Here is a 14,508-nt window from a genome sequence, read left to right as displayed (position 1 = left end):
GGCGTTCAGTTCGAGATCTGCGCGTAGTTGCGCCGTCTGAACAACGTGCTGAACCCGCGCGAGATATCCTTCGAACCGCCCGACGTGAGATACACCGCGAGCAGCACGAGGACGCCCTGAATGACGAGCTGACCCTCCGCCTGCACATTTCGAAGGTTCATGATGTTGGCGATGGTCCCGATGAGCAGTGCCCCGAGCACGGCGCTCACGGGATTCCCTTTGCCGCCGAAGAGCGCGGCCCCACCGACCACGGCCGCGGCGATCGAGTCGAGCGCGTAGTTCTGACCTGCCAACGCGCTGCCACCCGAGAGCTGTGCGGCGAGGATCAAACCGGCGAGACCGGCCAAGAACCCTGAGATCGAATAGGCAAGGATGACGTTCCTGCGAACCGGGAGCCCCGAGAGCAGCGCCGCATGACTGTTGCCGCCAATGGCGTACTGCTGTCGCCCGAAGATGGTGTATCGCATTACCAGCGCCGCGACGATCGTGACGATGATGAGCAGGACGGTGGGCGATGAGATGCCGAGTACCTGGCCGTTGAACAGACTGATGAACTCCTGGTTCGTTATCGCGATAAGCGAACCGCCCTGCACGAAGAACGAGATGCCCTGGATGATGCTCAGCATGCCGAGCGTCGCGATGAACGGGGTGATTCGCCCGAAGACGACCGCCAGGCCGTTGAGCACGCCAACCCCGGCGCAGATGACCAGGGCGCCGCCGATCGCTACGAGGAGCGAGCCGCCATGGGCCAGGATCCACGCCGAGAAGACCGTCGCGAGGGCGGCGATCGCGCCGACCGACAAGTCGATTCCCGCAGTGACGATGACCATGAACTGTCCGATCGCGAGGATCGAGACGATGGCACCCGTGAGGATGATGTTCTGGAGGTTCCGGCCGGTGAGAAAATACGGCGACGCGAACGAGCCGATAATCATGACCACCACGAGAGCCAACAGAATCGGGACGTACGACCCCGTGAACAGGCGCCGCACGCGTAAGCGAAAGGCCTGCTGCGGGTCGGAAGCAGGCGCAGTGAGCTGCTCATCGCGGTTCTTGAGTGTGTCAATCATTTTGGATGATTCCGTTCTCTGACATGACCTACCGCAGTAGACCCAATAGATGATCTAGATCCGTCATCTCGTGCTCGAAGGAGTCGGTCAGCCGTCCGTTCTGCATGACGTAGATGCGGTCGGCCATGAGCGCCTCGCTCAGCTCGGACGTGAGCAGCAGCACCGATCCGCCCTCCGCGAGATACCTGGCTATGCCGTCGTAGATGCTCTCCTTGGCCGAGACGTCGACGCCACGGGTCGGCTCGTTGATGATGAGGACGTCGGCGCCGGCGGCGATCCATTTGGCGAACACGACCTTCTGCTGGTTGCCGCCGCTCAGCGTCCCCACGACCTGCTCAGCGTCCCGCACCTTGATGCCGAGCTCGCGGATCATCTCGTCGGCGATGTCCGATTCCTTCCCACCTTGTCGAATGCCGAACCGATTGATCGACCCGAGGCTGGCCAACGAGATGTTTGCCTTGACCGTCATGTCGAGCACGAGCCCTTGAGACTTTCGGTCTTCGGGGATCATGCCGAGCCCCGCGCCGATCGCTTCGCGCGGCGCGCGGCCCCGCAGCCGATGAGTCGTGTTGACTTGGATCTCACCAGCTGTGCGCGCCCTGCTGCCGAAGAGCGCTGCACCGAGCTCGGACTGCCCGCTGCCCACCAACCCCGTGACCGCGACCGCCTCGCCCACCTTGACGGTCAGCGAGATGTCACGCAGCAGATTCGAGTCGCTGAGGCCGCGCACGTCAACGATCGCCGGCGCGTCTCTGGAGACGGCCTTGGGATTGATCCGGCGGCGAGTTCCACTCGTGATCTGCCCCAGGAGATCGTCGACGAGACTCTCACCCACCATCGAGCGAACCGCGGCGTCAGGGGCGAGTTCGGAGACCGATCTGGTCTGTATCCGGCGCCCGTCCCGCATCACCGAGATTCGATCGCACAACCGGTAGACCTCATCGAGCCTGTGCGAGATGAACACCACGGCGACGCCCTCGGAGCGCAGCTTGTCAACGACTTCGAAGAGTCGATCGACATCGGGCTGCGGTAGCGTCGCCGTGGGCTCGTCCAGCAGGAGCACTCGGGCCTTGTGATGCACAGCCTTCGCGATCTCAACCACCTGCTGCTCGGCCATCGAAAGCATCCCTACTGGGGTGTCGACAGGGATGTCGAAACCAAGGTTTCGGACGGCGGCCGCGGCGTTGCGGCGTACGGCATTCCAGTTGATGACGCCCAGCTTGTTCCGCGGCAAGTCGGAGATGTACACGTTCTCGGCCACAGTCAGAGCCGGCGCAAGGCTGAGTTCTTGATGGATCGTGTAGATGCCGGCCTGCTGCGCGTCGATCGGGCGAGAGAATCGCACCCGCGCGCCCTCGAGGTACAACTCCCCTTCGCTCGGAGCCTCGATTCCGGACATAATCTTGACCAGCGTCGACTTCCCCGCGCCATTCTGACCCAGCATCGCGTGACACTCGCCAGCCCAGATGTCGAGATCGATGCCGTCGAGCGCCCGCACACCCGGGTAACTCTTCGACACCCCGACGAGCCGCAACAACGGATCGCCGCGTCGACCCTCCTGACCAATCGGATCGGATCCTGATCTCGAATCAGTTCCCATCGTCATTCCCTCCTCGCTGAGTGTCAGACGACTCGGCGGCAGTCTCAGAACTTGGCGTTCTCTTTGAGGAACTCCGCGGCGTTGCCAGGGGTGTAGAGCGGTGTGTCAATGTACTTGATGCCCCCGGGGCAGGACTCGCTTTGGGGAACGCCCTCGATGGCGGCCTTCGCCATCTCGACGGCCACTTGACCTTGCACGTCCGGACTGTTTGCGCCGTCCGCGAAGATCGGACCATCGGGGTTGTCGATCATGAACTGCACGGTGGACATGGCGCCGTCGTAGGTTCCGATCACTGCCGTGTCCCAAATCCCCATGCTCGTCAACGCTGACTGGACGGACGGGAGCATTGAGTCGCTCGCGACGAACAGCAGCTGCAGATCAGGGTTCGCCGTCGCGACCTCCCGCAACGGCGCGAGGGCGCCATCGGCCGTCCACTCGCCGAAGACCGTCGGCAGCATGTCAAGGTCAGGTGCGCCAGGAACCGACTCATAGCCGCTCGTGAATCCGGAGGTACGAAGCTCGGTCACAATCTCTCCGGGGAAGCCGCCCACCATCACCGCCTTGACGGGGTCGGGGCCGGCGTTACGTGACTTCATCACCTCGGCGAGTTCGGCCCCGACCCCGGCAGCGGTCGCCTCCTGGTCTTCGGCGACGTAGCAATAAGCGCTCGATGCGAGCGATTCATCGAGGTTCGAGTTGACCGCAATCAACGGAATGTTCGCTTGCTTCAGCGCGGTGACGGAGCTAGCAACGCCCCTCGGGTCGGCGGGGTTGATGATGACGGCTCCCACACCCTTGGTGATGAAGGTCTGCACGTCGGAGTTCTGGACGATCGGATCACCCTTGGCATCGGACTCGAGCAGTTCGATGCCCTCTTCGGCCGCCGCGACCCGCGCCCCCTCGGACTGAGCGGCCCACCAGTCACTCTCAAAGTTGCGCTGGGCGAACCCCACCGGCGCGGAGGTTTCTTCTGCCGCGCCGCCCACAGCCCCCGATGCGCAGCCAGCCAAGGCTACGACGACGGCCGACACGGCGGATACTGCGATGAGCTTGCTTGTTTTCATGGTGATGCACCTCTTCGTGAATCAGGTTGGGAACAGCTCGGTCGAACTGTCCGGATGATGCAGGCAAGGGGGTACCTACGTTCGCGCGATGGCGAGCTACCCTTGACCGCTACGAGGATCTTCGGGAACGCGGACCCCCGACGCACGCCGTGCGTTCCTCGTTGAAGTCGTCCGCGTGACGTGCACGTAGGGTCTACTGGCTCCGGCCGGCGCGCATGTATCCCAGCTGATTTCCCCTCACCTTGGTTCGAACTCGATACACCGATGTCGAGGCCGTGATGTACAGCGTTCGCCAATCGGAATCGCCCCAGTTGAGGTTGGAGACCTTCTCCGGAACCTCGATCGTGCCTATCCGGTTCCCCGCCGGGTCGAAGATCCAGATCCCCTCGGGGCCGGTCACGTACAGGTTGCCGAGTTCGTCAACCTTCATGCCGTCGACGAAGCCGTCGGAGTTGTCGCTGACGGCGCTGATCCCGGATGCGAAGACGCGGTCGTCCGACAGGGCTCCGTTCGCGTCGTACTGGAAGGAACGGATGTGCGCGCGCTCGGTATCACCGACGTACAGTCGCGACTCGTCCGGTGACAAGCAGAGGCCATTCGGCTGCCCGAAGTCCGCGGCCAGAAGCTGCAGTTCGCCAGCGCGCGTTACGCGGTACACGCCGCGGAATTCGAGCTCCAAGTCGCGTTCGACGCCGAAGACGGGCATCCGGCCGTACACGGGATCAGTGAACAGTACCGCGCCATCGCTCGCGACGATCACGTCGTTCGGGCTGTTCAGCTCACGACCTTCCCAGCGTTCGGCGAGCACGGTGCGCGAGCCATCGGCGGCCTCACGCACGACTCTGCTCGTCGAGTGCTCACACACGATCAATGCGCCGCCATTGTCAATCGTCATCCCGTTGCACTTGTCGCTCTCAGCGCGTTCGATCGTCACCCCTTCGTATTCGCGCCAACGCCGCCGCTTGTCGTGAGGCATGTCACTGAACAACAGCGACTGATCCGGCATCCAAACGGGACCCTCAGTGAAGCCGAATCCGCTCGCCACACTCTCGAGACGCGACATCGGTTCGATCAGGTCGGCCATCCGTCTCTCAGGCGCTCCCCCAGACACCGCCCTCGCATGGCGCGCCGGCGCGTTAGCTCGCAATTTGTCCTCCATCGGCGTAGAAGGGCGCCCCGGTCGAGAAGCTGGAGTCGTCGCTCGCGAGGAACACGACCAACGGCGCGATCTCGGTTGGCAGCCCCGCCCGCCCGATGGGGTTGCCGCTTTCGGCTGCATCCGGATCAGCCTGGGCAGCGAGAAAGCTCCGCCCGATACCGGTCATGATGAGTCCTGGGACGAGAGCGTTCACAGTGATGTTCTCCCGAGCATGGTCCATCGCCATGGCGCGGGTGAGGGACATCACTGCCCCTTTCGAGGCGATGTAGGCCGCGTTGTCCGGCCAGCCGAGAAACGAGCTCGGCGACGCGGTGTTGATGATGCGCCCGCCTCCTCCGCGCCGCATCTCAGGGATGGCGAAGCGCGAGCAGAAGAAGATGCCGTCGACGTTGATCGAGAAGATTCGCCGCCACTCGCTGGTCGGCAGGTCGACGACGTTGCCCTCCATGGGATTGATGCCCGCGTTGTTGAACAGAACGTTCACGCCGCCAAAGGCCGCGACGGTCTCCTGGATGAGCCGACGCGCGTCGTCCTCCTGCGAGACGTCACAACGGACGGCGATCGCGTTGCCGCCCGCCTGCTGGATCAGCTCCGCCGTTTCCTCGGCACCGGCCGTATCGACATCGCTGACGGCGACACTGGCTCCTTCTGCCGCGAGTGCGATGGCGGACGCGCGCCCGATCCCCGAAGCTCCGCCCGTGACGATCGCCGTTTTTCCGGTCAGTTTCACGTTGTCCTTATCCAATGACTAGAGGGGTACGAGCTGCACCCAAGAGCGACTGCGTAACCACACGGAGTGCGTGCGGCTGGCGCACGGCCCCTCGCAATGCGCGGGAGCGAATCGCGAGAGCAAGATCTGCGATTGCCCGCGACTGCAAGAGGCCGTGCTGCCCGAACGGTCGAGTCAGACCAGGGCCGGCGCCTCACCCGCACGTGACAGATCGAGCGGGCGTGCCAGATCATCCGTCTGAACGACTCGATCCGCGACACCGTAGTGGTTGAACGTGCAACGACCGAAGTACGACGTGAAGTCGCTCAGCGGGCCGATCGGGATCTGATCGAACGGACCGTCCTGGATCGAGATGTTGCCCGTGCCCTTCATCGTGTCCGCGGCCTCGAACTCGAGGTGGACCCAAACGAGTTCGTTCTTCTCGAGCCCGATCTCGGTGTTGGCCGGGGTCTGGCGGTAACAGATGGAGTACGCCTTTCCGAAGAACGGGAACTCCTCCTTGTCGATCGGCTTGAGGTCCTCGACCACGCCCGACACGAGGTGTGATCCCCGGCGTCCGACCGTGTACTCATAACGGTCGGAATCCTCGGCGGAACGAGGGGTGATTGCCATCTGGCCGATCTTCTTCGGGTAACCCCACACCTCACGCCCATGAACGAGCACCAGATCGTCGTCGACATAGAGCTGCACGAGGAACAAGCCCTCAGAGTCCGGGTCGTCAGGCAGATGCGTCTTGATGCCGATACCCCACTCATGGAACGGGTATGCCCACGTGCGAACGCCCTCCTTCTCCGTCTCCTTGAAGTACCCCATGTAGATGACGACTTCGTCTGTGGCCACGAGCGGTGCCGGCACGAGTTTGCGCAAGTGCTCGAGGTCGCCCTTGGCGGTCATGATCAGATAGTCGGCGTCGATACGCCCGATCATTTCGCCGTTGTCGCACGCCATCCAGTCGAGTTCGTAGTTCCTACAAACTTCTCCCTGCTTCACAGGTTTCTCCCATCTCCATTGATTGCGGCAGTGGCGAGAGTGGTACAGCAACAAGCTCACCGCGGATGGGTCGTGTTTGAGCATCCGGGCCGGACTTCAGAGCTTTCGCCAGGCAGTTCCCCCGCCGTGTTCCCGATGCTATGTCAGGCTCGAACGAGATGTCAACATTTGGATATTGTGTCACTCTGTTGGCACACTTAGACTTGCTCATATGTCGGACCAGGCGGGCACGATCCAATTGGTCAGACGAATTCAACCGGGAAAACATGACTCAACTTTCTGAACCGACCAGTCGCTGGTCGAGCGCGTCGGCCTCGCCCGCAGTCACACGTGCGGCCGTCATCCTCGAGATACTGGCCAAGAGCCGCGGCCTGCCGATCTCCATCGGCCAAATAGCCGCATCCGCCAAGATCCCGCGTTCTTCGGCGGCGAATATCTGTGCCGCACTCTCGGGCTCCGGGATGGTGATCGAGACTGACCGTGGCTTCATGCTCGGGCCGCGACTGTTTGAATTCGGCCAGGCCTACGTGTCCACCCTCGACCCGTTGCGGAGCTTCACTGAGGCCTGCCAGAATCTTCCTCCCAGCATGAGCGACAAAACCATCCAGCTCGCCACACTCGACGGGCTCGATGTCATGTACCTCGGTCGACACGACGGTAATCAGCGCATCCAGATCGCATCGAGTGTCGGCCTTCGGCTGCCGGCAAACTGTACTGCGCTCGGCAAGGCCATGCTCGCGGATCTCCCCAGGGACGAGAGCGCCGAGCGACTGCACGCCGCGGAGCCGCTTCCGTCGCTGACGAGATACTCGAAAACGACGGCCGCGGAGCTCGAACTGGAGCTCGAACAGATCCGGCACACCCGATACGCCATCGACGATCAGGAGACCACGGAAGGGATTCTGTGCGTCGGTGTTGCGGTGCCCGACATACCTCAGGGGTCCGGCAGGTTCGGAGTCAGCATCACCACCCTGAAGAGCCTCGCCACTCGGGCGCGGATCGAGCAGCTCGTCAAGACCGCCACCGACCTCGCCCGCGCGGTTTCACGCCCTGCCGGTGCTGTTCTCGGCTGACTGACGGAGCGGGATACCTCGCCGAGTGGGGTCCTAGCGGCCAGCGGAGCATCTCGGCGCACGTGAGAGAGGTTCCCCTTACTCCTCTGTTTCTGCCTCACGTGGGTAGCTGGATAAGCCCGCAGAACGGACATCGCCAGACTGGAGTGCGCTTCGGGTTATCGACGGCCTCGAGGTGTACGAGGCATTGGCGGCAGTTGGGGGCGAAGCCGCGCCAGGTGGTGTCCTCGTCGGGGGTCATCGGGTCAGGGTAGGCGTCTGCGCGTGAGGGTGTAGGTATGTGTCCACAGGGTTTGCTGGTGGGCTGACCCCGTTTTGTAGGTCCAGCCGTTGTGTGAGTTGTCCTGTTGCCCGAGGGTTCGGGCAGGGAGACTGGTCAGATCATGTCGAACAGCAGGAAGCGTCACACTCCGGAGCAGGTCGTCCGCAAGCTCGGGCAGGCCGACAGGATGCTCGCCGACTGGCAGGACGTCGCCGCGGTGTGCCGGGAGCTCGGGGTGTCGGAGCAGACGTAGTACAGGTGGCGAAACCGACGACTCACACACCGCCCGGACCGACTGAAGGGTGCGGCCCACTGGTGCTGGCGATGATGCGGGCGGCGCCTTCAAGGGTGAGGTCGGTCAGCCCGGTCTTGTCGAGGGCGCGAGCAAAGGTTCGTTCGAGTCCGTTTAGCCCTTCGTATCCGGCGTGTAACGCATTGTCGAAATGTTCTGTCTCGGCCTCGCGCACAAGGATCGGGCCGACTGGATAGGGGTTTGGCTTTCGTTGAACGAGGGAGACGTTTTCGATGTAGGCGTGCACGACCTTGTTGGCAAGGTCTTTGATCTGAGCGAAAGCGGGACGCGCGTTGATGTGCGCGAGGTAATCGTCAAGGGTCGATTGGTCGAGGTCCGCGAGGGTGGTGCCTTGCGCGCTGATCCAGCTGAGGAATCGTGCTCTGGCCAGAGTTGCGCTGCGTTGGTTTGTGAAGACGCCGATCGTGATGTCGTTGCCGTTGTCGCGGTAGCGCCGGAGCAGTTGCGGGAGGACCACCCATCGGTGGAATCGGCGAAGGATGGGCGCGTGCTCGCGCGGCAGGTGCGCGGCGTGGGTGTCGACGAAGATGTTGAGCTCGTGGAGGAGTACGGGGATCGGCGGGAGTGTGTCGGCGTCGATCAGGAGTCGGCGGAAGTATCGGGTCCGTGGTCCGGGCGGGAGTTGGTCGATTGTGAAGTGGCCGATGGGCAGGTTCCCTGACGCCATGTCACGCAGCGTTCGGTCGATATCTCCTCGCCGTAGCCAGCGGACGATGGACCGTGGATCCATCGGCGCGGTCGTGAGGTAGTCGCGCAAATTGGCGAGCGGCGGCGGGAGGGAACCGTCGTTGCCGAGGAGCTCCTGGAGGCGTTCGTCCAGGCGACAGTGCCCGCACTGTGCGCCGGTGAGGAATCGTTCGCTTCCACAGGTGCTGCAGGCGAATCGGCGGGGTTGGCCGGCGCATTCCGCGCAGCAGACATCTCCGCGCTTGTTGATGAAGGCGAGAACGCGCGTCTCGGAGCAGGACGGGCACGTCGCGGGGTTGCGGCGGAGTGCGCTGTAGCAGGCGTTGCAGATCTGTCCGCCGAGGAGGAAGTAGCGGCGCGGCGCATCTTTTTCGCAGCGGGTGCATGTGTGTGCGGTGCCGGGCATGGTCAGTTGCCGGGCTGGTCGGGGCGGTGTAAACGTGCGCGGACGGGGCGGAGATCCCCGATGGAAATGTCGCGAGGTCCCTGGCCGGCCGCGTCGGCATGGGTGGTGATGCGCTGGGACTTGATGGTGAGGAGTTCACTGGGCCCGCAGTCGAAGATCTTGCAGAGCGCGGCGAGCACCTCGATGTTCAGCCGTTCTGGGGTGCGGGTCACCAGGCGGAAGACTTGCTCCCGGGAGAGCTGCACGCCGTGGTCTCGTAATGGCTGGATCAGGTCGGTGGTTTGGAACATGCCGACGTCGGCCATGAGAGTGCGGAGGTTCCAAACCACGGGGCCGTCTTGGTCAGTTGCCATCGTTGTCTCCGTAGATTTGTGAGAGCGCGCGGGCGAGGGCGCGGTTCTTGAAGTCGTCGCCGACAGAGGTGTAGATCGCGGTGGTGGACGCGTAGGCGTGACCGACTTGGTCTTGGACGAACTTCTCGCTGTAGCCCCACTCAATGAGGTTCGTCACGTAGGTGTGCCGGAGCGCGTGCGGCGTCAGCTCAGTGGGGAGACCGACCTGGTCACGCAAGTCCGCGAACCGCATGTTCAGGTAGCGGGTGCTGACCCTTGTGTGCCGCTCCGTGGGCCAAAGAACGTCGGTGTGCCAGTCACTAACGAACCGCGGACGAGCGAGGTCGACCCATTGCCTCAGCCCATCAACGACCCACCCGATCTCCGGGACGGTCAGGACGGTGCGTCGTTTCGGACCGGTCCCCCGGGCTGCCTTCCCATGCCGCACGTAAAGCGCGCCGAAACTGCCGAAGCGCGGTGCCGCCGGATTCGACCGTAGATCAGCGATGTCGAGCCCGACTACCTCGGCGCGACGTAGCCCGAAGGCGTAGATCGTCTTGAATATCTGCGAGTCTCTGAGGGCGTTGAGTGCGCCCTTCCGCCGCGTCCGGAGGATGGAGTCCACGCGGTCGTCGGCGGCATCGAAGAACCGTTGCAACTCATCCGTCGTCAGCGCCCGCCGGCCGGGACGCGCTTCGAAGTCGAGAAGATGCGCAATGGTGTTCCAGTCATGGCAAATCTGCTGAGAGGCTACCCCGAACCTCTTCGTGCACTCGGCCGGCCAGCCGTAGCGAATGTCACTGATGAAGTCGCAGAACAGCCGGATCGTCAGCTGATAGCTACGAAGTGTGGCGCGGGTCAATGGGTTGGCACCAGACCGCGCGCGCGTCGTGAAGTCTTCCAAGTCTCCCGGTGCCCACCGCCACGGATAGTCCTCACAGAACAACTGAAACCGGCGGATGAACTGCTGCCGCCGCTCGACAGTCCTCGGCTGCAGGCCACGACTCGCCTGCTGGTCGCCCCAGCGAGCCACCATCGCATCGAAGACGAACCGTTCTTCGTCCAGAGCAACCACATTCGCCGCGAGGACGATCAGTGACGGCGAACTCCCCGGCTCGTGGTGGATCACGGGAACCATGTTGCATCCAACGCATCATCGTTGCAATAGGTTGGACTCGCCCGCAGTCGACACGTCTACCACCCGCTGCGACTGCGACCGTCGAATCCGGGACGTTCGCGGAGGGGTCTTACGGCTTCCACACCATCAGCACGACTACCGAGACCAGGCAGATGGCTGCAATGCCCGAGCTCACCGCGACGCGCGTGTAGCGCTGCTTCGGTTCCCGCCGTTCCGGGTGCAGGTATGTAGGGATGACGATCCCGAGCGTGAGCGCAACGGCGATCACATAAAGGATGAGAGATCCCAGAACCCAGGGGGTGGTGATGGAGAGGTCATATTTCGGGTCGGCCATACCCATGACCCCGAATCCGGTGACAATCACAAGGAAGGACAGGTAGGTCAGGAGGCGGAGGCTCTTCGCTGACGCCGTTGCGCGGGCGTTGTCTCCGGTGCGAAGCGCGCGCAGGGCGGTCATGGGCATGATGGCGATGGGGCCGATGATGAAGACCGCGGTGGCGACGTGCAGGATGCTGAACAGAAGGTCCAAGGGGATTTCCTTTGCTGAAGGGCTGCTTGTTAGGCGGCAGGGACGGTGGCGACGAGTGTGCCGTCGACGAGGTTGACGACGCCGTGCATCCGGGGCAGGTGGACGAGGTCGTGGGTGACGAGCAGCGTCGAGGTATTCAACTCGTCGGTCAGGCGCAGGATGAGCTGGATGATGCTGGCGCCGCGTTCCTGGTCAAGGGCGCTGGTGGGTTCGTCAACGAGGAGCACGCTGGGGTCGTTCATCAGGGCGCGGGCGATGTTCACTCGCTGGCGTTGACCTCCGGAGAGCTGATGGGGTCGTTTGTCTCGGTGGTCGGCGAGTCCGACCGCGTCCAGAAGTGTCTCGGCTCGTTTGGTCGCGTTGCCACGGTTTCGGCGGGAGTGGCGTGCGCCGAGCTCGTTCATGACGGACAGCTGCTCGAGCGCGGTCAGGGACGGGATGAGGTTGGACTGCTGGAAGACGATGCCGATCTTGTTCCGGCGGGTCTCAGTCGCTTCGCCGGGGGTGAGGCGGGTGGCATCGATGTCGTCGATGAGGGAAGCACTTCCGATCGGACGATAAGCGACGCGGGAACCACGACGCCTACCGCCGCGATTCACATCGCTGCGTGCACCGCGCGCTGGTCGGCCTGCTCAGAATCGATCGATTTCGGTGCCTCGTCGTGTATTAGAGGATTCCAACAGTTCTGTTCCGAGCTGTCAGAGGGTGTTGCAGATAGCGCACCTATGCGTGCATCTTCATCGTGCGAGGTATACGTGCATCCCGAAGCCAGCCGGATCGCTTGCGGTCAATCGCGGTAGGCGTACACGGTGAGGGACCGGCTTGCGGGCGCGTCGTCGTTCGTTTCGCTTCACCGTGTGGAGGGCGCAAAGCGGACTCCTCCGGTCTCGTGACGGGCGTTCACGCCGGGTGCCTGTGAGTCCGTCGACACGCTGTCCTGAAGCGCGGGACCCAAATTCGTAGTGTGGTCGAGCGGAGGTTTCCCGAGGATCTTCCGCGCTGCATCCAGAGTTGCGAGCGCTTCCCCGAAGATGAGCGAGTCCAAATGCTTCATGTTGATGTGGACCAACTTCTGATCCTGGGGATCGTGCTCGACGCGGAGCGCGCAAGCGGAGCCAATCGGCTCAATTTCCCGACAAGTCGAGCGATATAGTGCACGTCCGCGATCAGTTCCGCTTGCGTCAACGATTCCCGATCGTGGTGGCGAGGACGATGCCCCAGCCTGTTGTTCTCTCGTGGGAGGGGCATCGTCCTGGCCGTTGGGTCGCTCAGCCGTTCGAGGAGGGCGCTCCTGGGACCAGCACGGCCCGTCCGGGGATCTGACCGGTGGCGAGGCGCTCGAACACTTCGTTGATTTCCGAAAGTGGGTGTCGTTCAATCGCCGATACCAGGCGCCCAGAGCGGGCTAGCGCGAGTACCTCCTCGAGTTCATTCCGGGTACCCCAGTTGCTCGTCATCATCACTGCTTCGGCGGCGAAGCGGAAGAACGAGAACGGGAAGCTGCCGCCCGCGAGCCCGACGAGCACAAAGATACCGAGCCGGTCCACCGCTCCAGCACCAAGGGCCATGGTCGTGTCGATTCCGACAAAGTCAAGAACAGCCGCTACCCCGTCCTGGCCGGCGGCAGTGCGAATCTGTTCCGCGGCATCAGCATCTCGAGGGTCGACGGTGACGTCGGCGCCGAGCTCGTGTGCGGTCTGACGCTTCTTCTCGTCGGTGTCGACGACGATCACCTTTGCCGGGGAGAGCAGCTTCAGGAACTGGACCCCGTACTGGCCGAGCCCTCCAGCGCCGATCAAGACCGCGCTAGTGCCGGGCACGAGGTGGGGCAGTGCCTTCTTGACCGCCGAGTAAGGCGTAAGGGCTGCATCGGTGAGAGCGGCTGCTTCTACCGGGTCGAGTCCGTCTGCCCGGAGCAAATGCCGCACGGACGGCACGACCATGTACTCCGCATACCCGCCTGCTGGGCCCATGCCGCCCCACAGGAATGTGTTGCAGAGCTGTTCCTTGCCTCCCAGGCAGAAACGGCAGTGACCGCAGCCCCAGCCGCCGAACACGACGACCGCGTCGCCGACCTCGAACCCGTTGCCTTCTGCGCCGGGACCGAAGGACTCGATCCAGCCTGCATTCTCATGACCCAGGGTGTGTGGGAAAGCGACACCCGGAATCTCGCCGGACTTGACGTGCAGGTCGGAGTGGCATGCCCCGGATCCACCGATTCGTATCAGGACCTCCCCAGGCCCAGGTTCTGGAGTCGGAACGTCCTCGATGACGAAATCCGACCCTACTTCGTTCAGTCGTGCTGCTTTCATATTGTGCGTCCTCTTCTGTTCACAGATAGGCCATTAGCAGGCCTTGTTCGGGATGGTGGTTCGCGGTCGCCTGCGATCGCAGGGTGCAACTCGTAGAAGCGTCGGTGCTGTTCGATCAGGGCGTTGGGTTCGCACCTCCCATCGACGTCAGGTTCACGTGGCGAGGCGGGCTGCCCATCCCGGGGAGGCGGCGCGGGGCGGCAACGAGAGGTCCCGACGTGAATTGCACGAGGGTCCGCACGTAAGCGGTCTCCGGATCAGCGCCCGCTGTGACCATGTCCTCGAGGGCGATCCGAATCGAACTCGCCACGGCTGCGGCAGCCGCGCGGGCGGCGACAGAGTCCGCCGCCAACCCGAGCCGGGGCGCCAACACGGGCGCGACCGACAGCTCACCGTCATGAACCTTTCGCATGAACACCGACCACATCTCCGAGTTGCGGAACACGAGGGGAAACAGCTGCAAAGTGCGCTCAGCAGATTCGCCCAGCAAGCTTGCCCGGAACGCGAGGCGCAGCACCTCCGTCAGGGCGATGTCTGGATCCGTTTCGACGATCACCGCGTTGAAACGTCGAATGAACCAGTCGAACACTGGCCCAATCGACTCGGCCTTGACCGGAAAGTACCGATAGAACGTTCGCTGCGAAATGCCGATCTCGCTCGCGATCTCAGTGATCGTCAGGTCCGTGGTGCCACGGGCGATGAACAGTGCGCAGCATTGTTCCGATGCGCGAAGACGCGCGCCCTCTCGCGGCTCGATTTCGCACTCCATCACGGGGGTGATGCTACACCTGCGTGGCAGAAACTGCCACGGCCTACCCAGGTGCGAAGTCTCCTCGCTGGAGG

14 protein-coding genes and 1 pseudogene are annotated in these 14,508 nt (G+C 63.3%); 2 read left to right on the top strand and 13 right to left on the bottom strand.

The window, feature by feature from the left end:
• Positions 1–5: 5 nt before the first annotated feature.
• The 6 genes from ACXZ1E_RS10275 to ACXZ1E_RS10250 form a co-directional block, all read right to left on the bottom strand.
• Positions 6–1,070, bottom strand: coding sequence for an ABC transporter permease (locus tag ACXZ1E_RS10275; protein ID WP_458040416.1), 1,065 nt, complete (start codon positions 1,068–1,070; stop codon positions 6–8).
• Between the two features lie 28 nt (positions 1,071–1,098).
• A complete protein-coding gene (locus tag ACXZ1E_RS10270; protein WP_458040415.1) occupies positions 1,099–2,589 on the bottom strand; it encodes a sugar ABC transporter ATP-binding protein in 1,491 nt (496 codons plus the stop codon).
• Positions 2,590–2,714: 125 nt separating this feature from the next.
• Entirely contained in the window at positions 2,715–3,734 is a 1,020-nt protein-coding gene (locus ACXZ1E_RS10265) for a substrate-binding domain-containing protein (RefSeq protein WP_458040414.1), read from the bottom strand.
• 193 nt (positions 3,735–3,927) lie between these two features.
• Positions 3,928–4,818, bottom strand: coding sequence for an SMP-30/gluconolactonase/LRE family protein (locus ACXZ1E_RS10260; RefSeq protein WP_458040413.1), 891 nt, complete (start codon positions 4,816–4,818; stop codon positions 3,928–3,930).
• Positions 4,819–4,870: 52 nt separating this feature from the next.
• Positions 4,871–5,623, bottom strand: coding sequence for an SDR family NAD(P)-dependent oxidoreductase (locus ACXZ1E_RS10255; protein ID WP_458040412.1), 753 nt, complete (start codon positions 5,621–5,623; stop codon positions 4,871–4,873).
• A gap of 174 nt (positions 5,624–5,797) precedes the next feature.
• Entirely contained in the window at positions 5,798–6,550 is a 753-nt protein-coding gene (locus tag ACXZ1E_RS10250) for an acetoacetate decarboxylase family protein (protein WP_458040411.1), read from the bottom strand.
• A 329-nt stretch (positions 6,551–6,879) separates the two neighbouring features.
• On the opposite strand from ACXZ1E_RS10250, the gene ACXZ1E_RS10245 reads away from it, so the two are divergent.
• Both ACXZ1E_RS10245 and ACXZ1E_RS10240 read left to right on the top strand, forming a co-directional pair.
• The gene (locus ACXZ1E_RS10245) at positions 6,880–7,686 is read left to right on the top strand and encodes an IclR family transcriptional regulator (protein ID WP_458040410.1); all 807 of its coding nucleotides are present in this window, start codon (positions 6,880–6,882) and stop codon (positions 7,684–7,686) included.
• Between the two features lie 383 nt (positions 7,687–8,069).
• Positions 8,070–8,198 (top strand): annotated as a pseudogene (locus ACXZ1E_RS10240) (IS3 family transposase); the annotation flags it as partial.
• A gap of 25 nt (positions 8,199–8,223) precedes the next feature.
• On the opposite strand, the gene ACXZ1E_RS10235 reads toward ACXZ1E_RS10240, so the two are convergent.
• The 7 genes from ACXZ1E_RS10235 to ACXZ1E_RS10205 all read right to left on the bottom strand — a co-directional run bounded on the left by ACXZ1E_RS10235 (position 8,224) and on the right by ACXZ1E_RS10205 (position 14,434).
• Complete coding sequence (locus ACXZ1E_RS10235; protein ID WP_458040409.1) at positions 8,224–9,354, bottom strand: hypothetical protein; 1,131 nt, start codon at positions 9,352–9,354, stop codon at positions 8,224–8,226.
• A 2-nt stretch (positions 9,355–9,356) separates the two neighbouring features.
• Positions 9,357–9,707: a helix-turn-helix domain-containing protein gene (locus tag ACXZ1E_RS10230; protein WP_458351942.1), complete on the bottom strand. Its 351-nt coding sequence runs from the start codon at positions 9,705–9,707 to the stop codon at positions 9,357–9,359.
• On the bottom strand, positions 9,697–10,824 hold the full coding sequence (locus ACXZ1E_RS10225; protein WP_458040407.1) for a tyrosine-type recombinase/integrase: 1,128 nt from the start codon (positions 10,822–10,824) through the stop codon (positions 9,697–9,699). Before ACXZ1E_RS10225 ends, ACXZ1E_RS10230 begins: the two co-directional genes overlap by 11 nt.
• A 109-nt stretch (positions 10,825–10,933) precedes the next feature.
• Positions 10,934–11,353, bottom strand: a complete 420-nt coding sequence (locus ACXZ1E_RS10220; protein WP_458040406.1) for a DUF2269 family protein — start codon at positions 11,351–11,353, stop codon at positions 10,934–10,936.
• A 29-nt stretch (positions 11,354–11,382) separates the two neighbouring features.
• The gene (locus ACXZ1E_RS10215; RefSeq protein WP_458040405.1) at positions 11,383–11,952 is read right to left on the bottom strand and encodes an ABC transporter ATP-binding protein; all 570 of its coding nucleotides are present in this window, start codon (positions 11,950–11,952) and stop codon (positions 11,383–11,385) included.
• Positions 11,953–12,621: 669 nt separating this feature from the next.
• Positions 12,622–13,665, bottom strand: a complete 1,044-nt coding sequence (locus tag ACXZ1E_RS10210; protein WP_071043064.1) for an NAD(P)-dependent alcohol dehydrogenase — start codon at positions 13,663–13,665, stop codon at positions 12,622–12,624.
• Between the two features lie 115 nt (positions 13,666–13,780).
• Complete coding sequence (locus ACXZ1E_RS10205) at positions 13,781–14,434, bottom strand: TetR/AcrR family transcriptional regulator (RefSeq protein ID WP_458042914.1); 654 nt, start codon at positions 14,432–14,434, stop codon at positions 13,781–13,783.
• Between the last annotated feature and the right edge of the window lie 74 nt (positions 14,435–14,508).

Source organism: Pacificispira sp. HM-600, assembly GCF_977993705.1.
Note: the sequence above shows the minus strand (reverse complement) of the source record. Positions and strands in the feature narration are given on the sequence as shown.